18 protein-coding genes and 2 pseudogenes are annotated in these 23,921 nt (G+C 70.7%); 8 read left to right on the forward strand and 12 right to left on the reverse strand.

From position 1 onward, the window contains the following. Positions 1 to 134: 134 nt before the first annotated feature. The 8 genes from ACFXC1_RS07920 to ACFXC1_RS07955 form a co-directional block, all read right to left on the reverse strand. Positions 135 to 896, reverse strand: a complete 762-nt coding sequence (locus tag ACFXC1_RS07920; protein WP_381240307.1) for a dienelactone hydrolase family protein — start codon at positions 894 to 896, stop codon at positions 135 to 137. 102 nt (positions 897 to 998) lie between these two features. Next, complete coding sequence (locus ACFXC1_RS07925; RefSeq protein ID WP_381240309.1) at positions 999 to 1,619, reverse strand: L-threonylcarbamoyladenylate synthase; 621 nt, start codon at positions 1,617 to 1,619, stop codon at positions 999 to 1,001. A 238-nt stretch (positions 1,620 to 1,857) separates the two neighbouring features. Further along, positions 1,858 to 3,084 carry a cytochrome P450 family protein gene (locus ACFXC1_RS07930; protein ID WP_381240311.1) on the reverse strand — a complete coding sequence of 409 codons (1,227 nt, stop codon included), beginning with the start codon at positions 3,082 to 3,084 and terminating at the stop codon, positions 1,858 to 1,860. Continuing rightward, positions 3,081 to 4,298, reverse strand: coding sequence for a cytochrome P450 family protein (locus ACFXC1_RS07935; protein WP_381240314.1), 1,218 nt, complete (start codon positions 4,296 to 4,298; stop codon positions 3,081 to 3,083). The genes ACFXC1_RS07930 and ACFXC1_RS07935 overlap by 4 nt, the downstream gene beginning before the upstream one ends. Then, positions 4,295 to 4,903, reverse strand: a complete 609-nt coding sequence (locus tag ACFXC1_RS07940) for a GTP-binding protein (protein ID WP_381240316.1) — start codon at positions 4,901 to 4,903, stop codon at positions 4,295 to 4,297. The genes ACFXC1_RS07935 and ACFXC1_RS07940 overlap by 4 nt, the downstream gene beginning before the upstream one ends. Further along, the gene (locus tag ACFXC1_RS07945) at positions 4,875 to 5,237 is read right to left on the reverse strand and encodes a DUF742 domain-containing protein (RefSeq protein ID WP_381240319.1); all 363 of its coding nucleotides are present in this window, start codon (positions 5,235 to 5,237) and stop codon (positions 4,875 to 4,877) included. The genes ACFXC1_RS07940 and ACFXC1_RS07945 overlap by 29 nt, the downstream gene beginning before the upstream one ends. Beyond that, a complete protein-coding gene (locus tag ACFXC1_RS07950; protein WP_381240322.1) occupies positions 5,234 to 5,656 on the reverse strand; it encodes a roadblock/LC7 domain-containing protein in 423 nt (140 codons plus the stop codon). Before ACFXC1_RS07950 ends, ACFXC1_RS07945 begins: the two co-directional genes overlap by 4 nt. Then, entirely contained in the window at positions 5,653 to 7,098 is a 1,446-nt protein-coding gene (locus ACFXC1_RS07955; protein WP_381240324.1) for an ATP-binding protein, read from the reverse strand. Before ACFXC1_RS07955 ends, ACFXC1_RS07950 begins: the two co-directional genes overlap by 4 nt. Before the next feature lie 387 nt (positions 7,099 to 7,485). On the opposite strand from ACFXC1_RS07955, the gene ACFXC1_RS07960 reads away from it, so the two are divergent. The 3 genes from ACFXC1_RS07960 (at position 7,486) to ACFXC1_RS07970 (ending at position 11,641) form a co-directional block, all read left to right on the forward strand. Beyond that, positions 7,486 to 8,835, forward strand: coding sequence for a transaminase (locus ACFXC1_RS07960; protein ID WP_381240327.1), 1,350 nt, complete (start codon positions 7,486 to 7,488; stop codon positions 8,833 to 8,835). Positions 8,836 to 8,859: 24 nt separating this feature from the next. Further along, complete coding sequence (locus tag ACFXC1_RS07965; RefSeq protein WP_381241124.1) at positions 8,860 to 9,300, forward strand: Lrp/AsnC family transcriptional regulator; 441 nt, start codon at positions 8,860 to 8,862, stop codon at positions 9,298 to 9,300. A 94-nt stretch (positions 9,301 to 9,394) separates the two neighbouring features. Next, entirely contained in the window at positions 9,395 to 11,641 is a 2,247-nt protein-coding gene (locus ACFXC1_RS07970; protein ID WP_381240330.1) for an MMPL family transporter, read from the forward strand. A gap of 3 nt (positions 11,642 to 11,644) precedes the next feature. Here the strand turns inward: ACFXC1_RS07970 and ACFXC1_RS07975 are convergent, their stop codons facing one another. Further along, complete coding sequence (locus ACFXC1_RS07975; RefSeq protein ID WP_381241126.1) at positions 11,645 to 12,667, reverse strand: PP2C family protein-serine/threonine phosphatase; 1,023 nt, start codon at positions 12,665 to 12,667, stop codon at positions 11,645 to 11,647. Positions 12,668 to 12,907: 240 nt separating this feature from the next. Between ACFXC1_RS07975 and ACFXC1_RS07980 the strand changes: the two genes are divergently transcribed. Then, positions 12,908 to 14,443 (forward strand): DUF4331 family protein, encoded by a 1,536-nt coding sequence (locus tag ACFXC1_RS07980; RefSeq protein ID WP_381240332.1) that lies wholly within the window; start codon positions 12,908 to 12,910, stop codon positions 14,441 to 14,443. Between the two features lie 50 nt (positions 14,444 to 14,493). On the opposite strand, the pseudogene ACFXC1_RS07985 reads toward ACFXC1_RS07980, so the two are convergent. Then, positions 14,494 to 15,706, reverse strand: a pseudogene (locus ACFXC1_RS07985) (beta-1,3-glucanase family protein). Between the two features lie 349 nt (positions 15,707 to 16,055). On the opposite strand from ACFXC1_RS07985, the pseudogene ACFXC1_RS07990 reads away from it, so the two are divergent. After that, positions 16,056 to 18,477 (forward strand): annotated as a pseudogene (locus tag ACFXC1_RS07990) (GH92 family glycosyl hydrolase). An 81-nt stretch (positions 18,478 to 18,558) separates the two neighbouring features. Here the strand turns inward: ACFXC1_RS07990 and ACFXC1_RS07995 are convergent. Further along, the gene (locus ACFXC1_RS07995; RefSeq protein WP_381240333.1) at positions 18,559 to 20,172 is read right to left on the reverse strand and encodes an MFS transporter; all 1,614 of its coding nucleotides are present in this window, start codon (positions 20,170 to 20,172) and stop codon (positions 18,559 to 18,561) included. A gap of 210 nt (positions 20,173 to 20,382) precedes the next feature. Between ACFXC1_RS07995 and ACFXC1_RS08000 the strand changes: the two genes are divergently transcribed. The 3 genes from ACFXC1_RS08000 (at position 20,383) to ACFXC1_RS08010 (ending at position 22,544) form a co-directional block, all read left to right on the forward strand. Continuing rightward, positions 20,383 to 20,610, forward strand: a complete 228-nt coding sequence (locus tag ACFXC1_RS08000; protein ID WP_019070059.1) for a hypothetical protein — start codon at positions 20,383 to 20,385, stop codon at positions 20,608 to 20,610. Continuing rightward, entirely contained in the window at positions 20,607 to 22,007 is a 1,401-nt protein-coding gene (locus tag ACFXC1_RS08005; protein ID WP_381240336.1) for a DUF2252 domain-containing protein, read from the forward strand. The genes ACFXC1_RS08000 and ACFXC1_RS08005 overlap by 4 nt, the downstream gene beginning before the upstream one ends. A 120-nt stretch (positions 22,008 to 22,127) precedes the next feature. Next, positions 22,128 to 22,544, forward strand: a complete 417-nt coding sequence (locus ACFXC1_RS08010; RefSeq protein ID WP_381240339.1) for a DUF7144 family membrane protein — start codon at positions 22,128 to 22,130, stop codon at positions 22,542 to 22,544. Here ACFXC1_RS08010 and ACFXC1_RS08015 read toward each other — a convergent pair. Then, positions 22,541 to 23,851 carry a DUF2254 family protein gene (locus ACFXC1_RS08015; RefSeq protein ID WP_381240341.1) on the reverse strand — a complete coding sequence of 437 codons (1,311 nt, stop codon included), beginning with the start codon at positions 23,849 to 23,851 and terminating at the stop codon, positions 22,541 to 22,543. The two genes, ACFXC1_RS08010 and ACFXC1_RS08015, sit on opposite strands and share 4 nt — an antisense overlap. Positions 23,852 to 23,921 lie beyond the last annotated feature (70 nt).

Here is a 23,921-nt window from a genome sequence, read left to right on the forward strand (position 1 = left end):
TTTGCACCTTCCGGTGGTTCCCGCGCTATCAGTTGCGCGCCGCCCCGCGTGACTTAAATTGAGTGGAACCTAAGGTGCCCACGGCGACTCGCGCCGTGGGCACCTGGGTTGAACCAGTGAAAGCGGTCCGCCGATCAGAACGTGCGGTCCAGCAGGTCGAGCAGCGCGGCCCAGTGCCGTTCGTCGGCCTCCGCGTTGTACGCCGAGGTGTCGGCCTGCGTGTAGCCGTGGTGCGCGCCCGGGTAGACCTCGCAGCGGTGCCGGACACCGGCCGCGGTCAGCGCGTCCTCGAACCGCTTGATCTGGTCCTCGGGCAGCGAGGGGTCCTGGTCGGCGTGGCCGAAGTACAGCTCGGCGGTGATGTGTTCGGCGGCCAGGTGCGGGCTGTCCGGGTCGTCGGTGGCCAGCCGCCCGCCGTGGAAGCCGGCCGCGGCCGCGACCCGGTCCGGGTAGGCACCGGCGGTGTACAACGCCAGCCGGGCGCCCATGCAGTAGCCGGTGATCGCGATCGGCCCGTCGGCGACCAGGGGGGAGTCGGCCAGCCAGCGCAGATAGGCACCGGCGTCCCGCTCGATCAGCTCGGGGTGCCGGGCCAGCCCCATGATCAGCGGGCCGACCTTCTCGAAGATCTCCGGACGTCCGTCGTGATCGATGAACTCGGGCAGCTCGACCACGGGCGCACGCCCCTGCCGGTAGAACACGTTCGGCACGAGGACCGTGTAACCGGCCCCGGCCAGCCGGTCGGCCATCGCCTTGAGGTGCGGACGCAGTCCGAAGGCGTCCTGGTAGAGCAGCACGGCCGGACGGGCGCGCTCGTCACCGGGATGCACCAGATAGGCGTCGGCGATGCCGTCCTCGGTGGGGATGTCCACGGCTGTGCCCTGTACGGCGGTCATGGCGGGGGTGCCTCCCAGCGGTTCGGCGCCGGGCCGGCTGCCGGCCCGGCGCGGCGTGTTCCGATCATCGTGGCACGCCCGCCCACGGCCCCGCCGTCGGGGTCACTCGAAGCGGGAGACGTCCCCCGCGCCCTTGCGGACGATCTCTGCCTCGCCGCTGGAGAAGTCGATGACCGTCGTCGGTTCCGTGCCGCAGTCCCCGGAGTCGACCACCGCGTCCACCACGTGGTCGAGCCGGTCCTTGATCTCCCAGCCCTGGGTCATCGGCTCCTCCTCGTCGGGCAGGAGCAGGGTGCTCGACAGCAGCGGCTCGCCCAGCTCGGCCAGCAGCGCCTGGGTGACGACATGGTCGGGGATGCGCACACCCACGGTCTTCTTCTTCGCGTTCAGCAGCTGGCGCGGCACCTCCTTCGTCGCCGGGAGGATGAAGGTGTAACTGCCGGGCGTGGACGCCTTGATGGCCCGGAACACATCGTTGTCGATGTGCACGAACTGGCCCAGCTGGGCGAAGTTCTGGCACACCAGCGTGAAGTGGTGCCGGTCGTTCAGCTGCCGGATCGTACGGATCCGCTCCATGCCGTCACGGTTGCCGAGCTGGCAGCCCAGCGCGTAGCAGGAGTCGGTCGGATACGCGATCAGCGCACCCGACCGCACACTGTCCGCGACCTGCGAGATGGTGCGCGGCTGCGGGTTGTCCGGGTGCACGTCGAAGTACTTGGCCACCCGCCGAGCTTATGCCGTACGGCCACGGGTCGCCGCGCGGGCCCTCACACCGCCCGATTCGCACGGGCGTACCCCCGCGAAACCGGGGAAGCCGACAAGTGCGCTCGGGGCTCCCCCCGAACCCGGGTAGCACGGCTCCGCCGGCGGCTCCCCTCCGAGGCCGCGGCGGAGCCGTTCGGGCGCCGGGTGTGCGAGCGGCCGTACGGAGGGATCCCCGGCCGCACCATGCTCTCCCCGTTCAGCCGCGCAGCCGTACCGGGATCTCCTGCCAGCCGAAGGCGATGAAGGACGGCACCTGGCGCAGGGTGTCCGTGTCGGCGGCGAGGCGGGCGTCCGGGAAGCGGTCGAAGAACGCGGGAAGCGCGGTCAGGGCCTCCACCCGGGCCAGCGGCGCGCCGATGCAGCGGTGCACGCCGATGCCGAAGGACAGGTGGTCGTCGGCGCCGCGGGCCGCGTCGAAGACGTCCGCGTCGGGGCCGTAGTGCGCGGGGTCGAGCCCGGCCGCCGCGTATGTGGTGATGATGGCGTCCCCGGCCGGGACGGTGACGCCGCCGACGGTGAGGTCGCTGACCGCGAACCGCAGGGGCAGCGAGGCGATGGAGGGATGGACGCGCAGGGTCTCGTCGACGACCGCGTCCCAGCCGATCTTCCCGGAGCGCACGTCCGCCAACTGCTCGGGGCGCTTCAGCAGGGCGACGATCGCGTTGCCGATGAGGTTGACCGTCGTTTCGAACCCCGCGCCGATCACCAGCAGCAGCGTGTACAGCAGTTCCTCGTCGCTGAGCCGGTCGCCGCCCTCGTCCCGTACCCGGATCAGCTCGGTGGTGAGGTCGTCGCCGGGGTGCTGGCTGCGGTGGGCGATCAGCGCGGGCAGTACGGTGCCGATCTGCTGCTGCACGAACGCCGCGTGCTCCGGGGACGGGTCGGAGGTGTCCATGATGGCCGCGATCAGCCGCCCGGTGTCGGCCACCAACTCGTCGGGAACACCGAAGAGTTCGCAGATGATCCGCATCGGCAGGGGATGCGCGAGGGCGGCCCTGATGTCGACCACCTCGGCGTCGTCGGCCGCGAGCGCGTCGAGCAGCTCCGCCGTGATCGTCTCCACCCGGGCACGCATCGCCTCGGTGCGCCGGTGGGTGAAGCTCGGCGCCACGAGTTTGCGCAGACGGGCGTGGTCGGCGCCGTAGGTGGAGAGCATGTTGACGACGCCGATCCAGCCCAACACCCAGCCCCAGGAGGGGTGTTGGTCCAGCTCGGGCCACAGACGCCAGTGCAGCCGGGGGTCCCTGCTGACCTGCGGGTCGAGGATCAGTTCCTTGAGGGTGTCGTAGCCGGTCGGCGCCCAGGCGGGGATGCCGCCGGGCAGTTCGACGGGCACGATCGGGCCGAGGGCACGCAGCTTGGCGCTCTCGGCGGCCATGTCGGCGCCGAATGGGTCGAGGGCGATGCGGTCGGACACGGTCACGACGGGTCTCCTGGCTGGTCGGGGGAGCGGGGACTGAACCGCACGGGCAGCGACGTGAGCGAGCGGTGGAAGGGTCCGGGGCGCCAGGTCAACTGCTTCCGTTCCACGACGGGTTCGAGGTCGGGCAGCCACAGGGTGAGCCGCTCGATCGCCTCCGTCGCGATGAGCAGCGTGTGCCGCTTGACCGGGCAGGCGTGCGGGCCTGCCGACCACGACAGGTGCGAGGCGTCCTGGGGATGCCGGCCGCTGACGACCTCCTGCTCGGCGAAGTGCGCGAGCGCGCCGTACGAGACGACGACCGGGATCGCCGGCCTGATCCACGCGCCGTGGAACGTGACGGGCGAACGGGCGTAGTGGATCCCGTAGTTGGCGAGCGGGGTCTCGTGGTGCAGGACCTCCACCACGGCGTCCATCACCGGGCGGGCGCCACTGGTCAAAGTGGAGTAGTAGACCGAGGTGCCGAGGATGCGCGAGAGGGCGTTGGACACCAGGTTCGCGGTCGGCTCGTGACCCGCGCCCAGGGTGAGGAACACCTGCCAGGCGACCTCCTCCGGACTCAGCCCGGCAGGATGGTCCAGGAGCCAGCTCGGCAGGTCGTCTCCGCGCAACTCGGCCTTGGCGGCGACGAGTTCGAGGACGTAGCCGCCGAACTCGGCCTCGCCCTCGGCCGCTCGGGCGCCGCCCTCCATCATCATGCCCAGCGCCCGGTCCAGCCGCTCGCTCTGGCTGTCGGGCAGTCCGAACAGGCTGTTGAAGACCAGCGCCATCAGCGGCCGGGCGAACTCGCCCACCAGATCGGCCTGTCCGCGCGGCCCGATCCGGCTCACCAGGACATGAACGGCCCGGTGCACCCGGTCCCGCAGGTCGTGCGGCTCGATCCGGTCGAAGGCGTCGATCAGGGAGGCACGGTAGCGGATGTGCGCGGCGCCGTCCGCGAACAGGGAGTTGGGCCGCCAGCGCATCATCCCTAGGACCGGCGAGTCCTCGGCGACCGTGGACTCCCACGGCCGGGGATCGTGCGAGAACGTGACGGTGTCGCGCAGCAGTTCCAGCGCGGCCCGCCGTTCGGTGACGATGTACGCCGGTACGCCCGGGGCGAGTTCGGCCCAGCCGACCGGGCCCTGGGCGCGCAGGGCCGCGTAGTAGCCGTAGGGATCCAGCGCGAAGCCGTCCTCCCACAGCCGGACTGGTCGGACGGTGGACGAAGTGGTCACCGGTGCTCCGGGGGGTCGCGGTCGATCAGGTGCTGGACCAGGGCGAGCAGCGCGTCGATGGAGGAGTCCGCGTCCCGGGCGTCACAGGTCACCAGCGGGGTGCCGGGCGCCAGGTCCAGGGCGGCGCGCAGCTGTTCGTCCGTGTGGTGCCGGGGCGCGTCCGGGAAGGTGTTGAGGGCGACGGCGTACGGCAGCCCGCTCTCCTCCACCAACCCGAGCATGTCGAAGGAGGCGTCGATACGGCGGCTGTCGACCAGGACCAGTGCCCCGAGCGCGCCGTGGGCGATGTCCTCCCACAGTGCCCGGAAACGCTCCTGTCCGGGGGTGCCGAAGAGGTACAGCACGATCCCGCCCGGGAGGCTGAGCCGCCCGAAGTCGATGGCGACGGTCGTCGTCGACTTCTCCCGCACCCCGTCGAGATCGTCGACGTGGACGGACGCCTCGGTCAGCCGCTCCTCGGTGTGCAGCGGCCGGATCTCCGACACCGAGTCGATCAGGGTCGTCTTGCCCACCCCGAACGGGCCCGCGATCAGGATCTTGACCAACTCCTGTGCGGTGTCCGGCAGATGGATGCCACTAGTCGTGCTTGAGGGCGCGTAGGCCATCGGCCACTCTCTTCAGCAGGTCGGGGTCGAAGCGTTCGGCGGGCGGGATCGGGGCGCGGGCGAGGGCCAGGCCCCGGTCGAGGAGACCGGCGGCCAGGACCCGTACCGCGGAGACCGGCAGCTCCAGCAGGGCCGCCGCCTCCAGTACCGTCAGCGAACCGCCGAGCAGGGCGTCCAGCAGGGCGAGTTGGGCCGCGGGCAGTCCGGCCGGGACGGGCTCGCCGCTGCCGGAGAGCACCGTCAGCCGCTCCAGCTGCGGGCGGCTCGGCCGGGCCACCCCGCCGGTCGACAGATACGCGGGAACCAGAGGACGGCCGCCGCGGCGGCCCGTCATGCCGGCGCGCCGCCGTCAACTCCCCGCGGAGCGGCGGCCATCGTCTTCTCACCCAGCCGCGCCACCTGCGAGTGCACCCGGTGCGCGAGCAGATCGAGCCGCACCTCGGGGTCGCCGTAGGCCGCCACACAAGTCCCGTGATCCGTGGGGACGATGAGTACATACCCGTGGTCCGACTCGATCACCACCTGCCGGACCTCGGCGCCCTCCCGGTCGGCGAACGCCGCTGCCGCGGTACGGCACGCCCCCTGCACCGTGCTGGTGATCGCCGCGACCCGCTCGCCCGTGGCCTGGGACAGCGCGTCGGTGTACCCCCGCACCAGCCCGTCCCGGGTCAGCAGCACCGCGGCCACCACATGCGGCACCTCCAGGATCGGATCGAGCACCCACGCCGTGTCGCCCCCATCGCGGCTGATCATCTAGCCGCTCCCCCCTCGTAGTCGTTCCCATGGTTCTTCTGATCGAGGTCGCGCACCGCCGGTCGCGGTCCCGCGGACTTTTCGTCCACGACGCTCGCGGCGCGCGCGGCGGCCGTGCCGGACTGGAGCGCGCCGAGCGCGGCGGCGGCCTGCTCCGGGCGCCACTCGGACTGTGCCGGGGCGACGGGTACGGCCGGGGCCGCCTGCGCGTTCGCGGCGGCGACCGAGGAGCGTCGGCGCCGGCGCGGTAGTCCGCCGGTGTCGGGCACGGCCTGGTGTCCGGGCACCTCGGCAGCGGCCCGTTCGTCGAGTTCGGAGCCGTAGGAGTGGGCCGGGGCGGGTGCGGGCGCACGGGTGGGAGCGGGGGCCGGGCGGGTGGAGCGCGGGGCGCCCGCCGCGGGCGGCTGCCGCTCGGGGTCGATCCTGCTGAGGAGGTGGCTGTCGATCCGCAGGACCGCGCGGACACCGCCGTACGGGGAGGGCGAGGACACGTCGACGCCGAGGTCGAACTGCCGGGTGAGACGGCCGATCGCGGCGAACCCCATGCGCGGCGGGTCGCCCAGGTCGGTGAGCAGCACCGGGTCGGTTCCGGCCACCGTCCGCCGGGCGTGCTCGCGTTCGTCCGGGGTCATGCCCACGCCCGCGTCGTCGACGGTGACGCAGACGCCGTGATGGACGTGCTCCAGGTTGACCACGACCTCGGTGTCCGGGGCGGAGTGCCGCAGCGCGTTGTCGACGAGCTCGGCGACGATGATCGCGACCGGCTCGACGGCGTGCGAGACCAGCGCGGTACCGGCTTCCAGGTGGTTGTGCACCCGCACTCGGTGGTACCCGGCGAGCCGGGCCTGCCCGCCGGTCACCGCCTCCACGAGGTGCGAGTCCTCACGGGCCAGCCCGACCCAGGCCCCGCACACGACCGCCGTGACCTGTGCGCGGCGCAGCGACTGCTCGTTCTCGTGGTCCAGCATGAACAGGGTCTGCGTCAACTCCGGTTCGTCGTACCGCTGTTGGAGCGCGCGCAGGGCGTCCTGCAAGCGGTACAGCGCGGCCTGGATCTCCCGGGTGGCCCCGCGCATCCCGGCCTGCGCGGCGGCGTCGACACGGGTGCGCTGCGCGGTGAGTTCCGAACGCAGGGTGGTGAGCACGTTCTCGAGCGCGATCCCGAGGGGCGAACCGATGAACTGCGGCTGCGCCGGTCCCGGTACGGTCACCCGTGGATGCGTCAACTGCCGGGCGACGGCCGGAATCCGCTGGACGGCGAGATGTTCGACCTCGGCCACGAAGGCGGTCTGAACGCCGGCCAGCCGGTCTCGCAGCTCCGCGATCTCCGCGCGCTGCAGGGCACGTTGACGGCGTGACCGGAGCAGACCGGCGCCGAGCGCCAGTGCGGACAGCGTGCCGGCGGCGAGCGCACCGGTCACCAGGTCCGGTAATTCGGTCATCGAATCGAGTCCAGGAGAAGTCGGGCAGGGCTGAGTTCGAGCCCCTTAGGCGGGGTGCCCGGAGGACAGTACACACCGTCATCGACCGCTCTCGCACGGTGTCACGGGACTTCCCTTCGAAACTGACAGGTCTCTGTTCACTTCTGCGCCGAGTGTCTGAAATGGCGTGTGGGGAAAGGCAGTTGAGATCCTTGGATCGGCGCGTCAAGCACCGAGGCGGAGCGGTGTGAGGGGTGTCGCGCACCCGCTGAGCCTCCCGGGCCGAGCGATGAGACACGCGCACGAATCGATCGTCACGGCAGCCGATTTCGCAGCCATCTCTTGCTAGAGCCGCACTTTCGGTCGTATCGTCCGGACATTCCGTCGCCGACACCACCGGGGTATCCCATGGACCGCACTCGCCTCCAGGACCTGCTCGCCAGGGAGAGCGCCGAGGCCGAGCGGCTCAACCCGCGCTCGAAGGCCGCCTACGCCCGTGCCGAGCATCTCTTCGGGCGGGTGCCGATGACCTGGATGAACAAGACCGCCGGAGCCTTCCCCCGCTACCTCGACACCGCCCGGGGCGCCCGTGTCACCGACATCGACGGTCACGAGTACATCGACTTCAGCCTCGGCGACACCGGGGCCATGGCCGGCCACTCGCCCGCCGTGGTCGCGGAGGCGGTGCAACGCCGGTTCGCCGAACAGGGCGGCGCCACGGCGATGCTGCCCACGGAGGACGCCGAGTGGGTCGGCGCGGAACTCACCCGCCGCTTCGGACTCGCCCGCTGGAGCTTCTCGCTCACCGCGACCGACGCCAACCGCTGGGCGATCCGGCTCGCCCGGGCCGTCACCGGCCGCCCCAAGATCCTGGTGAACAGCTACAGCTACCACGGCAGCGTTGACGAATCGCTCATCGTCGTAGGCCCGGACGGGCAGGGCACGGCCCGTCCCGGCAACGTCGGCGCCCCCTGCGATGTCACACTCACCAGCCGCGTCGCCGAGTTCAACGACCCCGCCCAACTGGAACGGGAGTTGGCGCACGGCGACGTCGCCGCCGTCCTCATGGAACCCGCGCTCACCAACATCGGCATCGTGCTGCCCGAGCCCGGCTATCTGGCCGCCGTACGCGAACTCACCGCGCGCCACGGCACGTTGCTCATCATCGACGAGACGCACACCTTCTCCGCGGGACCGGGCGGCTGCACCGCCGCCTGGGACCTCGAACCCGACCTGCTCACCATCGGCAAGGCGATCGGCGGCGGCATCCCCGCCGGCGCCTACGGCCTCTCCGCCGAACTCGCCGACCGGCTGCTCGGCCGCGCCGACCTCGACCTGGTCGACATGGGCGGGGTCGGCGGCACCCTCGCGGGCAACGCGCTCTCCGTCGCCGCGATGCGCGCCACGCTCGAACACGTCCTGACCGACGAGGCGTTCGCCCACATGGCGAAGCTGTCCGAACGCTTCGCCGCCGGTGTCCAGGAGGGCATCGACGCCCACGCGCTGCCCTGGACGGTGAGCCGCCTCGGCGCCCGCAGCGAGTACCGCTTCACGTCCCCGGCCCCGCGCACCGGCACCGAGTCCGAGGCGGCCGGCGACCCGGAGCTGGAGGACTTCCTGCACCTCTACCTCGCCAACCGGGGCATCCTGCTCACCCCGTTCCACAGCATGGCGCTGATGTGCCCCGACACCACCGAGCAGGACGTCGACACCCACACCCGGGTCTTCGCCGAAGCCCTCGCCGAACTGGCCGTCTGACACAGGGAGTTGGAGAACAAGCACGTGGACGACATCGACCGGGCCATCCTGCGCGAGCTGCAGACCGACGGACGTATCGCCTACGCCGATCTCGGACCGAAGGTCGGTCTGTCGGCGTCGGCCGCCCGGCAGCGGCTGCAACGCCTCCTGGATTCCAAGACCGTTCAGGTCGTCGGGGTGACCGACCCGATGGCCATGGGCGGCCAGGCGATGGCCATGCTCGGCATCGAGGCGGACGGCGACCCGCGCACGGTCGCCGACGAACTCGCCCTGCGCGACGAGGTGGTGTACTCCGTGCTCACCTCCGGCGGCTTCGACCTGTTCGCGGAAGTGGTCACGCCGGGACCGCGGGACCTGCTGGACTTCGTCAACGACGTCGTACGGCCGATCGAAGGGGTCCGGAGCGTCCGGTCGTTCCCGTACTTCGGCATCCACACCCACCGGTTCCTCTGGGACGTGGGATGACAGCCGCCTGAGCGCGGGCCCGAGATGCCGGAGTGATCCCGTGGGCGTCTAATGGGGGTGTCGGAAATGTCCCCTGGCGGAAAAGGCCGAGGTCATGACGCCCACGGATTCCAGTGCAGGGGGCAGCGGGGCCGCAGCCAAGGGGGTGCTGCGACGACTGGGGGAGTGGTGCGCGCGGCACTTCGTGATCGTCATCGTCGCCTGGCTCGTCGCGCTGGCCGCGCTCCAGGTCCTCAACAGGTCCTTCGGGGGCGAGTATTCGGACGACTTCTCGCTGTCCGGCGTACAGTCCCAGCACGGTCTGCAGGTCCTCAAGGACCACGATCCGGCGGCCGGCGGCTACAGCAGCCAGATCGTCCTGCACGACAAGGACAAACAGCTCACCTCGCTGAGCTCTCAGATGTCCGAGACGGTCGGCGACCTGCAGAAACTCCCGCACGTCCTGTCGGTGCAGAACCCGCTGCCGCAGCCCGGAACACAGGCGCCGGCGTCGTCCGGTCCGAACGTGGGACCCCTGTCGTCCGACGCGAAGACCGGCTACATCACCATCCGCTTCGACGTCCAGCCGTCCACCCTCGGTGACGGCTACCTCCACGGCGTCGACAACTCCGTGAAGCCGCTGCGCACCGCCGGAGCGCAGGTCGAGTACGGCGGACCGCTCGGCGAACTGGCCAGGCCCGCCGCCGACGACCGGGTCAGCGAACTCATCGGGTTCGCCGTCGCGATCGTCGTCCTGCTGATCGGCTTCGGCAGTGTGATCGCCGCCGCGATGCCCCTGGTGACCGCGCTGATCAGTGTGATCGGCGGACTCGCCTGCCTCGGACTGCTGGCGGCGGCCTTCACCTTCGCGACGGTGTCACCCACCCTGGCGACGATGATCGGACTCGGTGTCGGCATCGACTACGCCCTGTTTCTGATCACCCGTCACCGGCAGAACCTCATGAACGGCGCGGACCCTGTGCGCGCCGCCGGAAAGGCCACCGCCACCAGCGGCCGGGCCGTGCTCGTCTCCGGCTGCACGGTGATCATCGCCCTCGCCGGACTCTTCGTGTCCGGAGTGCCCTTCATCGGCAAACTCGGACTCGCCGCCGCCGTGACGGTCGTGTCCGCGGTCATCGGCGCGCTCACCCTCGTACCCGCCCTGCTCGGGCTCGTCGGGAAACGGATCGACCGCTACCGGGTGCGCCGCCCGGTCGCCGAGACCGACGCCGAACCCGGCACCGAACCAACGGGTACCTGGCACCGCTACGCGCAGCGCGTGGAACACCGCCCGTGGACCTTCCTCGCGGCGGGCGTCGCCACAGTCGTCGTCCTCGCGATCCCGCTCTTCTCGATCCAGCTCGGCCACATCGGCGACGGCGCCGACCCCACCTCGTTCACCGACCGGCGCGCCTACGACCTGATGACCGACGCCTTCGGGCCCGGCTCCAACGGCCCGCTCACCATCGTCATCGACCAGACAGCCGTCTCCTCCTCCCAGCGCTCGGCCCTCTCCACCCAGGCCCAGAAGACCCTCGACGGGGTGCAGGGCGCCGCCAAGGTCACCCCGCTGACGACCACCAAGGACGGGGACGTCCTGGTCGGCACCGTCTACTCCAAGCAGTCCCCACAGAGCGCCGACACCACCGACCTCACCAACCGCCTCGTCCACGACACCCTCCCGGCCGCGGTCTCCGGCACCTCCGCCAAGGGCTATGTCACCGGCACCACGGCCGCGCAGGTCGACTTCCGCGACATCGTGTCCAGCAGGCTGCCCCTGATCATCGGCGTGGTCGTGGCCCTCGCCTTCCTGATCATCCTCGCCGTCTTCCGCGGCCTCCTCGTCGCCGTCAAGGCGGCTGTCCTCAACGTGCTCTCGATCGCCGCCTCCTACGGCGTGGTCGTCGCCGTCTTCCAGTGGGGCTGGGGCGGCCCCGCGCTGGGCGTCTCCGGCAAGGTCCCCATCGAGAGCTACGTCCCGATGATGATGTTCGCGATCATCTTCGGCCTGAGCATGGACTACGAGATCTTCCTGCTCTCCCGCGTCCACGAGGCCTGGCTGCGCACCGGCGACGCCGAGGCCTCCGTCGCCCACGCCCTGGAGATCACCGCGCGCGTCATCACCTGCGCCGCGCTGATCATGGTCAGCGTCTTCGCGGCCTTCGTCCTCAGCGACAACATCGTGGTCAAGATGCTCGGCCTCGGCCTGGCCGTGAGTGTCCTCATCGACGCCACGGTCGTACGCCTGCTGATGGTGCCCGCCGTCATGACCCTGCTGGGACGGCACGCCTGGTGGACACCCCGCTTCCTGGACCGGATCCTGCCGCACATCGACGCGGAGGGTGAGCACGAAGGGACGTGAGCGTCAGTCGTCGGGCGTCAGGACCAGCATGGTGACGTCGTCGCGGATCTCCTCCGCGTACCGCAGCACATCGGCCCAGACCCGCTCCGGCAGGTCGGCCGAGTCCCCGTCGGCGAACGTGGCCAGCCGTCCCGCGAACGGATAGAAGGCGCCGGAGGCGTCCCGGGCCTCCCACACCCCGTCGGACGCCAGGAACAGCCGGTCCCCGGGCAGCAGCGGAACGGTGACGGCACCGAGCGGGCCCGACTCGGCAAGTCCGAGACCGAGCGGCGTCCACGGCACGATGTCGATCTCCAGGACCCGCCCCTCGCGCAGCACCACCGGTGCCGGATGCCCGCAGGCCACGATCCGTACCGCCCGCGCGTCCGCCGAGAACTCCAGCAGTACGGCCGTGGCGAACAACTCCGCGTGCGGCGAGCGCGCGGAGTCCACCACGAGCCTGCGGTCCAGCCGCGCGGCGACCGATTCGAGGTCCGGCCGGTCGAGCACCGCCTCCCGGAACGCGCCGAGCAGCGAAGCCACCGTAGCCACCGCCGACAGCCCGTGCCCCTGCACATCACCCATGACCGCCCGCACCCCGAACGGGCCGTCCCGCACGTCGAAGAAGTCGCCCCCGACCAGCGTCCCGCGCTGCGCGGCCCGATACAGCCCCGCACAGCGCACCCGCCCCACCCGCTCCGGCAACGGCGGTGCCACCGCCCGCTGCGCGGCCTCGGCGACCGTACGCTCGAGATCGAGCTGGGCGTCGCGCCGGCTCCGTACGAACGAGATGAACACACTCAGCAGCGCGACGAAGCAGATGGTCAACAGGTCCGTACTGCCCGGATCGTTGAGGTGGAAGGCCGGGACGGTCAGCAGCGCGACGCTGAGACCGCCGTAGAGCACGGTCGCCACCGGGCCGTACGACAGACCGGCCAGCGGCGGAATGGCACCCAGCACGAAGCCGATGTCCAGCCGGTCCGCACTCACCAGCGTCGCCACGCCCACACCGGCGACCAGCAAGGCCGGCAGTACCCGCACCCACATGGGAGCGGGCGCACCCCGCAGCCAGCCGCGCCGGGCCGGCTCCCGGGTCCGGCGCGACACGAGACCCCGCACCTTTGCCACACCACCACGCTCCTACGACGGGACCGGCCCCGCACGCCGAGCGCCAAATCGCTGGATCAACTGAAAGATCGGTCAGATCACTTAATATTCACCAATCCGCAAGGGGTGGCCGTTCCGAATCCTCGAGCGTCAGGGAAGTTGGCACGGAGGACGGACGGTATGACACCTATCGCCAGGAGCGGTGCGCGGCGCAGGAGCCTCGCGACCCTCGTAGCAGGTGCGCTGGCCGCCGGGGGACTCGCAGCCGCCGGCATGACCACGCTGGAACCGGGGGCGGCTTCCGCCTCCAGTCACCGGGAGGCCCCGCTGATCTCGGGGCACCCCAAGTACGACAACACGGACGTGTACGCCTTCGTCAGTCCGGACGATCCGGAGACGACGACGATCATCGCGAACTGGATCCCGTTCGAGGATCCGGCGGGCGGCCCGAACTTCTACACGTTCGCGGACGACGCCCAGTACGACATCCACATCGACAACAACGGTGACGCGCAAGGAGAGTTGCTGCTGCGCTACACCTTCAAGACGCACACGAAGAACAAGAAGACGTTCCTGTACAACACGGGCCCGGTCACCAGCCTCGACGACCCGGACCTGAACGTCACCCAGACCTACGACATCGACCTGCTCAAGCTGCACAACCAGAGCCTCGTGTCGAAGACGAAGCTCGCCGACGACATACCGGTGGCACCGTCGAACGTCGGCAAGGCGTCGATGCCGGACTACGGCACGCTGCGCCAACAGGCGGTCCGTCAACTCGCCCACGGAGGGCGGACGTTCGCCGGCCAGGCGGACGACCCGTTCTTCCTGGACCTGCGCGTCTTCGACCTGCTGTACGGCGGGAACCTCTCCGAGGTCGGCAACGACACGCTCAAGGGCTACAACGTCAACTCGATCGCCCTGCAACTGCCCACCGACATGATCACCGAGTCGAAGCAGCAGCCGGTCGTGGGCATCTGGTCGACCACCCAGCGGAAGAACGCCAAGGGCGACTACGAACAGGTCTCGCGGCTGGGCAACCCGCTGGTCAACGAGGTCGTCAACCCGCTGAAGGACAAGGACAAGTTCAACGCGTCCTCACCTTGGAACGACGCCCAGTTCCTGAAGAACGTGACCAACCCGGAACTGCCGAAGCTCCTTCAGGCCATCTACAAGATCAAGGCACCCGCGGAACCGCGCACCGATCTCGTCGATGTCTATCTGAAGGGCGTCAAGGGCCTCAACCACCCGCCGAACGTACGACCGGCGGAGATGCTGCGCCTGAACACCTCGATCAAGCCGGCCGCCGACCCGAAGCGACTCGGCGTGCTCGACGGCGACAACGCGGGCTTCCCGAACGGGCGCCGGCTCACCGATGACGTCGTGGACATCTCGCTCCAGGCCGTCGAGGGCGAACTGGTCGGTTCCAAGAACGACTTGGGGGACGCGGTCGACGCCAACGACCAGAAGTTCGGCGACTCCTTCCCCTACCTGGCCGAGCCCGTGGCGGGTTCACGCGGCCCGCTTGCGAAGGGCACGGCAGGGGGCAACAGCGTCCGTGACCAGGTGGGCAACGCCCTGCGGCCGACCGGCGCCGCCGACGGCACGAGCAACACCGGTCTGATCGCCGCGTCGGTGGGCTCGGGTGCGGCGGGCGTCCTGCTGATCGGCGCGGGTCTGGCGTGGTGGCGCCGGCGCATGCAAAGGCCGAACTGAGCGGCACGGAACGGGAGAGGGCGGGGGCCGCGCTCCCGCCCTCTCCGGCTTCAGAACGGCGTGAGTGTCAGCCGTATCGCCGTCGGTGCCGTGTCCTGGACGTACGACGCGAAGTCCGCCACGTCGTCGAAGGCGAAGCCGTAGGCCCGGCCGTCGGCGGTGGCCGCGTGCACCGCCTTCGCGTAGTGGTTCGTGAGGTCGGTGCGGTAAAACTCCGAGGCTTCGGTGGTCGGTTGGGCGGAGTTCGACAGGAGCGTGGAGCGGTTGAAGCCCGCGCCGAGGACGGCCGCTACCGGGCCCGGTGGTGCCGTCGTTCGGGGCGGCCAGGTTCCCGTCGCAGAACAGCACGTCCCGCGTCGACGGCTTCGCGAACGAGACCGAGGCGGGGCCGGTGAAGGTGAACCGGTCGGCGCGCACCCGCCCGGTGAAGGCGCCCGCGTCGGTCGTCACGGTGAGGTCCTTGCCGGTGTAGGTGCTCCACACCTCGTCGATGTACGGCGCGAAGTAGTCCGCCGCGAACAGTCCCGCGTCCAGCCCGTGCCCCGGCGCGACGACCCGGGTGTCGTCCACGACCAGCGGGGCGAACGCCTCGACCTGCCGTACCGCGGCGAACACGGACGCCCGGCCGCCGTCGCGCAGCGTGCCCGTCGTCTGGTCCTGTGCGCCGGTCAGCCGGATGCTCAACGGCACGCTGAACATGTCGACCATCGTCGTGTTGCAGAACATCCCCGACGCGCTGTGCGTGAACTCGGCGCAGTCGTGCAGGACTTGGTAGTTGGGGTCGGAGGTGACCCAGCCGGCCGGGTACTGGAGCGCCGGGTTGCCGTTGCCGTCCGCCACGGCCTTGAACTTGAGCTTCGCACCGAGGGAGACGTAGATGCGGCCCGACAGGTACGGCAGTGAAATCGTCGTCTCCGCACCGGAGTCGAGACTGATCGCATAGTCCGTGAAGCCGTCGGCGCCGTTGTCCGAGAGCGCTATCGGCGCGAGCGTCCCGTCTGGGGCGACCCGCACCTGCTGGCCGTCCACGTTGCCGACGACGTAGACGTGCACGCTCGCGTTGTCGAACGAACCGCTGTTGTTGACCAGCGTCAATGGCAGCTCGCCCGCCTGATCGGCCTCCGTCTTCAGGGACTTGGTGTCCGCGAGGGCGTGCGGTGCGAGGGCTGCGAGTGCGGGAGCGGCCACTGCGGCGCCACCGAGCGCGAAGAACAGCTTGCGGCGGCCCAGCGTGCGCTGATGGCGGGGGATCGGGGGAGTCATATGGGGGGGCCTCCGGGCGAGTCGGGCCGTGCGGAGCGGACGGTGCCGACGCTTTGAGAGCGCTCTCACAGCGTGCGCCGGCACCGCCGCCGGGGCCTGATGTTACGCACTGCGGCTGCCTCGGCCAACGGGTCGGGGAGACGTCGGCACCGCGCTGACCTGCGGGAACGAGGTCGGATGAGTCGCTTAACCCGCGCTTAAGGGCCACTTAAGCGCACGGCGAAGCGTTCACCCGCGCTTCATCACCCGTACCCGGGTGCCTCTTCCCTCCCAACCCGCGGCCTCCTAGCCTCGCGACGCCCCCTGTCTCTTCGGCCCCATGTCCCTTCCCCGAAAGGCGACTTGACGCATGCGTCACCAACTACTGGGCACGGCAAGGCGGTTCGGCGTCGGAGTCGCGGCCGTCGCGGTCACGACCGCGCTCGCCGCAGCCGCCCCATTCCCCGCCCTCGCCGCGGCGACCGGCACCTCCGGCGAGCTGTCCTCCCTCGTCGATCCGCTGATCGGATCCTCCAACGGCGGCAACACCTACCCCGGCGCCACCCTCCCGGGCGGCATGATCGCCTGGTCCCCGACCAGCACCACCGGCGACCAGACCAGCACGGGCGCCGCCAACGGCTACGAGTACGGCGCCACCCGCATCCGCGGCCTGAGCCTCACCCACGTCAACGGCGCCGGCTGCAACCCGGGCGCGGCCGGCGACGTACCGATCATGCCGTTCGCCGGCGACGTCACCTCGTCCCCGTCGGCGGACACGAAGGACGCCGTGTACGCGTCGGCCTTCTCGCACGCCGACGAGAAGGCCACTCCCGGCCGCTACACCCTCGGCCTCGCCTCCGGTGCCACCGCCGACCTCGCCGTCAGCAAGCGCGCCGGAGTCGCCGACTTCACCTTCCCCGCCGACCGTCCGGCCAGCCTGCTCTTCCGGGTCTCCAACTCCCCTCAACGGCAGCGCGGACGCGCACGTCGACATCGACACCGCCCACCGCAAGGTGAGCGGCTGGGTCCTCACCGGCGCCTTCTGCGGGCGCCGCGCCAACGGCGGCGTCAACAACCGCAAGAGCTACTACAAGCTCTACTTCAGCGCCTCCTTCGACCGCGCCTTCTCCTCGGTCGGCACGTGGCACGACAGCACGGTGTCACCCGGTTCGACGACGGCCTCCGGAGGCGAGGGGTACGCCACCGGCGCCGCCCGCGCGGGACGCGGCTCCGGCGGCTGGGTGGGCTTCGACACGGCGGCTGACAACGATGTCCACATGCGGCTCGGCATCTCCTACGTCAGCCTCGCCGGGGCCGAGACCAACCTTCGCCACGAAATCGCCCCGCACGCGCGCGTGGCCGACGTCGCCAGGGCGGGCGCCCGCGCGTGGGACCGCGAGTTGAGCACCGTACGCCTCGACGGCGGAACCCCCGCCCGCCGCCAGACCTTCTACACGGCGCTCTATCACGCCCTCACGCAGCCCAACCTGATCAGCGACACCGACGGCCGCTACTGGGGCATGGACCAGACCGTCCACCGGCTGGCACGCGGTCAGCGGGCCCAGTACAGCAACTTCTCCGGATGGGACCAGTACCGCGCCCAGATCCAACTGCTCGCCCTCCTGGAGCCCACCGTCGCGGGCGACTTCGCCCAGTCGCTCTACAACTTCGCCCAGCAGAACGGCGGAGTCTGGGACCGCTGGGTGCACATCAGCGGCGCCACCCACGTCATGACGGGCGACCCGTCCGCCGCGACCCTGGCCACCTTCTACGCCATGGGCGTACGGAACTTCGACTACAAGGGGGCCTTCGACTCCCTCGTCCACCAGGCCACCGTGCCCAACCCGGACGAACTCTCGGACGCCGGCTGCCCCGGCCAGTGCGTGGGCCAACGCCCCAACCTGGCCCAGTACATGACCTCCCACTACGCCGCCCAGGACGTGTGCCACTGCTGGGGCGGCGCCGCCGAAACCCTGGAGGACGCTGTTGCCGACTCCGCCCTCGCCCAGTGGGCGAAACTGCTGGGACGGACGCAGGAGGCGACGGACTTCGAAGCACGAGGCGACTACTGGCGCAACGTCTTCAACCCCGCCACCGGCTACATCCAGGCCCGCAACCTCGACGGCTCCTGGGTGACCCCGTTCAACCCGGCGAGCGACCTCGGTTTCGCCCAGGGCTCGGCCGCCGCCTACGTGTGGATGGTCCCGCAGGATGTGCGGGGCCTCGCCGAGGCGATGGGTGGCCGCGAGACGGCCGTGACCCGGCTCGACGGCTTCTTCCATACGGCGGACGGTTCCTGGTCGGTCCGGGGCGGCGACGCCCTGCGCTACGACCCGACCAACGAGCCCGACATCCACGCCCCGTGGCTCTACAACTCCCTCGGACAGCCCTGGAAGACCCAGGCGACGGTCCGCCAGATCCTCGACACCGCGTACGGCACCGGCCCCAAGGGCCTGCCCGGCAACGACGACCTCGGCACCATGTCCGCCTGGTACGTCCTCTCCGCCCTCGGCATCTATCCGCGCACCCCGGGCAGCGCCGACCTGCTGCTCGGTGCACCGCTCTTCCCGAAGGCGGTCCTGGACCGACCGGGCCGCACGGACATCGTCATCACCGCACCCGGCGCCGACGACACCCACACCTACGTCGACGCCGTACGGCTCAACGGCCGAGACCTCACCCGCTCATGGACCGGCGCGGCCCTGACCCTGAAGGGCGGCGGGCTGGACTTCCGGCTGGCCACCGAACCGAACACGACCTGGGCGACCGATCCGGAGGGCCTCCCGAACTGACCCGCACCGCGGCCGGCGGACTCGTCGTCCGTCGGCCGCAGGAAGCTCGCCCGGACGGCCGGAGGGGTGTCCGGCGGCCGGTTACGACTTCGAGCGGGGCTGGGTCGTCGGGATCCGGTGGGTGAAGAACATCGCGAGCAGGGAGGTGAGGGCGAGGATCGCCAGTGCGGCGCGCAGGCCGTCGAGTCTCGCGTCGGCGTTCGCGTCGAGCGCCGCCTGCGTGACGTCCGCGCTCGTGCCCTCCTTGTCGAGAGCCGCCTTGAGCTGGGCGTCCGACAGGAAGGGCACGCCGCTTTGGAGTTCGACACTCGCCGTGCTTTTCACGCGCTCCGGGACGTCCGGGTTCTGCTCGATGCTGCTGATGAACGAACTCGTCAGCGCGGCGATCAGGATCGACCCGGCGAGTGCGGTGCCGATCGAGGAGCCGAGGTTGGTGACCGCGTTCTGGACGCCCCCGACCTCCGCGCTCCGCTCGTCCGGTACCGCGGACACGGTGACCGAGCCCAGCTGGGACGCCAGCGCGCCCATGCCGAGCCCGATCAGCAGGAGGGGGACGGTGACGACCTCCGCACCCGCGTCGGCGTCGAGCGCGGCCATCAGGACCACCGCTCCGGCGAACAGGGCCAGGATCCCGAGCCGCACCACCCGCCGCGGTGAGACCTGCGGCAGGAAACGCGGGATGAGGATCGCGGCGGCCAGCAGGGTCAGCGAGAGCGGAAGGATGCGTGCGCCGGTCTTGAGCGCGGACAGGCCGAGGGCCACCGACAGATAGAGGGGTACGACGAAGAACACGCCCATCTGGACGAGGTACTGGAAGAAGAACATAGTCAGCCCGCCGGTGAGCTGGCGGTTCCGCAGGAGTGCAGGGTCCACGAGTGGTTCCCTGCGCCGCTCCACGAGCCGCGCCTCCCAGCGCAGGAACAGCCAGATCAGGAGCAGCCCGGCCAGCATCAGCCAGACGACCAGTGAGATCCCGAGCCATGAGGGTGCGTCGGGCTTCGGCTGGAACCAGCCCCACTCGTCCGAGCGGAGTACGCCGTAGACGAAGATCCCGAGTCCGAGGGCGGAGAGCGCCGCGCCGACGAGATCGATGCGGGGGTGGCTTTCGGCCGGTGCGTCGGTGATACGCCGGCCGAGGGCCAGGATGCCGAGCACGATCACGACTTCACCGGCGAACACCCAGCGCCAGGAGAAGTACGTGGTCGCGACACCCCCGATGAGCGGTCCGAGGGCGATCGCCACGGCTCCCGCGGCCGTGACGAGTCCGTAGGCGGCGGGTCGGCGTTCGACGCCGAAGTTGGCGGCGACGAGCGCCACGATCGCGGGCAGGATGAGCGCCGCCCCGAGGCCCTCCAGGAGTGCCCAGCCGAACAGGAGCACCGGCAGGTTCGGGGCCAGCGCCGTGGTCAGGGAGCCGCACCCGTACACGGCGCAGCCGATCATGAACGCGCGTTTGTGGCCGATCAGCGCGCCGACCTTGCCGCCCGGGATCATGAACATCGCCATGATGAGGGTGTAGGCGGTGATCGCGCCCTGGATGCCCGTCACCGTCGTGTTCACGTCGTCGGCCACCGTCGCGATCGAGACGTTCATGACAGAGCTGTCGAGGGCCATCAGGAATTGGCCGGCCGCGAGTGTCACCAGGACCGGTCGTGCGGTCGCCGGACTCTCAGCGGTGTGTTCCCGGGATGACATGGGCGCATCGTCGCAGCGATCGCGGCGATCGAACCGCGACCCGCCACCGAGGTCAACCGGTTGGCGGTCGGTCGGTCGGCCGGCCGGACTCCGGGTCCGGGCCCGCGGAAAGCCGTGCAGTCACCTCCGGCGGGTGATCCGGCGCGGCCGTACGGCGGGCAGCATGCGAGGAAGAGGGTCCCCAGCGCGGTGGGAGAGGGTGGTGCCGGCATGCGTTACGAGTTCCGTGTCGACGGTCGCGTCTCCATGGCACTGGCCGAGGCGTTCCCGGAGCTGGCGACGGAGACCGGTTCCGAGCAGACGGTCTTCACCGGCTCGGTGACGGACGAGGCGCATCTGTACGGACTGCTCCTGCGTTTCCGGAACCTGGGACTGCGCGTCGACGAGATGCGCCGCCTGCCGGATGTGGAGACGCGTGCGACAGGGAGGACGCGATGACAATGACACACCAGGTCAGCGGCCACCTCACCGTGGCCGAGCGAGTGGCGCGGGGCAGGGCGGCCCGATCCGCCGTACCCCGGTCGAGCCACGCCGGATTCGTCCCGGCCGAGCGGCGGCCCGATCCCGTCGGCGTTCTGGAGCAGCAGGCCGTCACCCGGGTACCCGAGCTGCTGCCCATCCGGTACGGCCGGATGGTGGAGTCGCCCTTCCGGTTCTTCCGGGGGGCCGCCGCGATCATGGCCGGCGACCTCGGCCAGGTGCCTCACACGGACATCACCACCCAGCTGTGCGGCGACGCCCACCTGCTGAACTTCGGCCTGTTCGCCTCGCCCGAACGGCACCTGGTCTTCGACATCAACGACTTCGACGAGACACTGCCGGGCCCCTTCGAATGGGACGTCAAACGGCTGACCGCCAGCTTCGCCGTCGCCGGCCGCGCCAACGGCCTGGACGACGACCAGCGCGCCGCTGTCGTCACCGAGGCGGCGCGGGGGTACCGGGAGCGGATGCAGCGGTTCTCCGGCATGCGCACGCTGGACATCTGGTACGCCCAGGACGACGCCGACCGGCTTCACGTCCTGCTGCCGGACAAGAAGTCACGCCGACGGACGTCCCGGGCCCTGGCCAAGGCCCGTACCCGGGACAGCCTCCAGGCGTTCGACAAGCTCACCGGCGTGGTCGACGGCGAGCTCCGGATCGTCGCCGACCCACCCCTCATCACCCCGCTCGACGATCTGACTCCGGGCACCGAGGACGAGGAGCTCGGAGGGCCCGTGCGCGCGCTGATCGCCGACTACGGGCGCAGCCTCTCCACCGAGCGCCGGTACCTGCTGGAACGCTTCCGCCTGGTCGACATGGCACGCAAGGTGGTGGGGGTCGGCAGCGTGGGGACCCGTTGCTGGATCGTCCTCATGGTGGGCAGGGACGAAGGCGATCCACTGCTGCTCCAGGCCAAGGAGGCCGGAGAGTCGGTCCTCGCTCCGTACTGCGGCCCGAGCCGGTACGACAACCAGGGCAAGCGGGTCGTCGCCGGGCAGCGGCTGATGCAGGCGAACAGTGACATCTTCCTCGGCTGGGAGCGCGTCACGGGCATGGACGGCAGGCTGCGCGACTTCTACGTCAGGCAGCTGCGTGACTGGAAGGGCACACCACGGCCCGAGACCATGACGCCCGCCATGCTGCGCCTCTACGCGGGCCTGTGCGGTGGCTCTCTGGCCCGCGCCCACGCCCGTTCGGGCGATCCGGTCGCCATCGCCGCCTACCTCGGCACGGGCGGTGCCTTCGACCGCGCCATGGTCGAGTTCGCGGAGGCGTACGCCGACCAGAACGAGCGCGACTACGAGGTCTTCGCCGAGGCCGTGCAGGCCGACCGGGTCACCGCGATGGCCGCCTGAGTCCCGGTCGTCCCTCACCACTGCTCACCCCTCCCGGGTGACGACGGACGGGCCGACCGGGTGGAGGCTCGGACACGAGCGGCTGCGGGCCGCAGCCGTACGAGGAATGGAGGTCCCGCAATGGCCACCACGATCCACCACCACTCACCGGGGGTTCGGGCCGCCGCCACCGGACTCACGCTCTTCGCCGCGGTGATGCTGTTCGTCGCCGGCACCCTGGACCTGTTCCGGGGCATCATGGCGATCGCCCAGGACGACGTCTTCGTCAACACCCCCAACTACGTCTTCAAGTTCGACCTGACGAGCTGGGGCTGGATCCAGCTGACGCTCGGCGTGATCGCCATGATCGTGGGCCTCGGTCTGTTCGCGACGGCCACCTGGGCGAGAGTCGTCGGCGTGGGCATCGCGGCGCTGCTGATCATCGCCAACTTCCTCTCCATCCCGTACTACCCCGTCTGGTCGCTCACCCTGATCGCCCTCTACGGGTTCGTCATCTGGGCGCTGTGCGTGGTCCAGCGGAAGGACCAGATCGGCTAGCGAGGGTTCGACGGGGCCCCGCCGAGTCCCTGCCGGTCCGCACCCTCCGCCACCGCGACGAGCAGCGGATCCCGGAAGGCGCGGGCGAGGCGGTCCAGCAGGGCCAGGCGCTCGGCCAGCGGGGCTCGCCGCTGGTCCGGGGCGACTGCGACGACGGTGTCGAGAAGCATCCGTACGCGCCGTACCACCTGCAAGGACGTCGCCCCGTAGTCGAGGATCTCGTCCAGCGCCAGACTCACCAGCTCGGGCCATCCGGGGGCCGACCGGCGCAGACGGGGTGTCCCGTCGGCGTCGGTCACCAAGGTGACGCCGAGCGGACGCGTGACCAGCCGTACGAGGGTCTCCTCGATCTGGTCCAGTGCCTGTACGGCGGTCGCGGGGTCGTTGACGGCCGGTGAGAGCGCGCGGATCGCGATGTCGGCCAGGAGCCTGAGGCCGTACGCCGGATCCTGGGCGATGGAGCGGACCCGGTCGACGCGTACGCAGGAAGCCAGGCGGCGCAGGGGGACGGGACGCGGTCCACGCGACGCCGCCGTCCCGTGCACATACCCCAGGACCGTGCCTTCACCGACGTGGTCCCCGGGACTGACAGTGAGCGAGACACGTACCTCCCGGCCCGTCGCGGTGCGCAGCAGCCGACGCTCGTCGACGCTCCGCACGACACCCGCCCGCCCCGTGTGCACCAACGGAACCCCCGATCCGGACGTCCAGCCGTCCGCCGCGCCGGAGGCCACCACCGTGCCGTCCGGCGGGAGCGCGGCGTCGATCGACCCGGCCATGAGCTCACCCACCGCCCGGGCGAGCCCACCGCCGGTCACCAGGTGCCGGAGCCCGGTGAGACTCTGCAGCAGCACGGCCGTGTCGACGGCCACCAGGGCGACGGCCACCGTCACGGACAGGCGCGGTGTCTCGTGGGGCCGGATCTGGGCCAGCACGACCAGCGCGTACACCGCGGTACCGGTCACCAGCCCCACGACGGCCAGCGACCGGCGGAAATGGCCGATGACCCCGATCAGCCGGGGAGACATGTTCTGCACGGTCTGGATGACCAGGGTGACCGCGGTGATGACGAACCCGGACAGGGTGATCATGCCGCCCGCGATGGCCGCGAGGGTCGTCGCGGCGGTTCCCGGGTCGTACGTCAGACCGACTCGGGGGAGGGAGTCCTCCCAGTGCGGCAGTCCCAGACCGAGTCCGACCGCCGCCGCCATCGTCGCCACCGCCACGGCCGGGCTCAGGAACGCGGCCAGGCGCCTGACGCGGGGCGTGGTGACGGGACCTCGCGTGTGCCACGGCTCAAGCTCCACGTGATCACGGTATGAGCCGGGTGTCGTTCGCGCGCGTCATGTCACACCGCCTCGGCGGTCCGGACGGGTG

Source organism: Streptomyces hokutonensis, from assembly GCF_042751305.1.
Classification (GTDB): Bacteria; Actinomycetota; Actinomycetes; order Streptomycetales; family Streptomycetaceae; genus Streptomyces; species Streptomyces hokutonensis_A.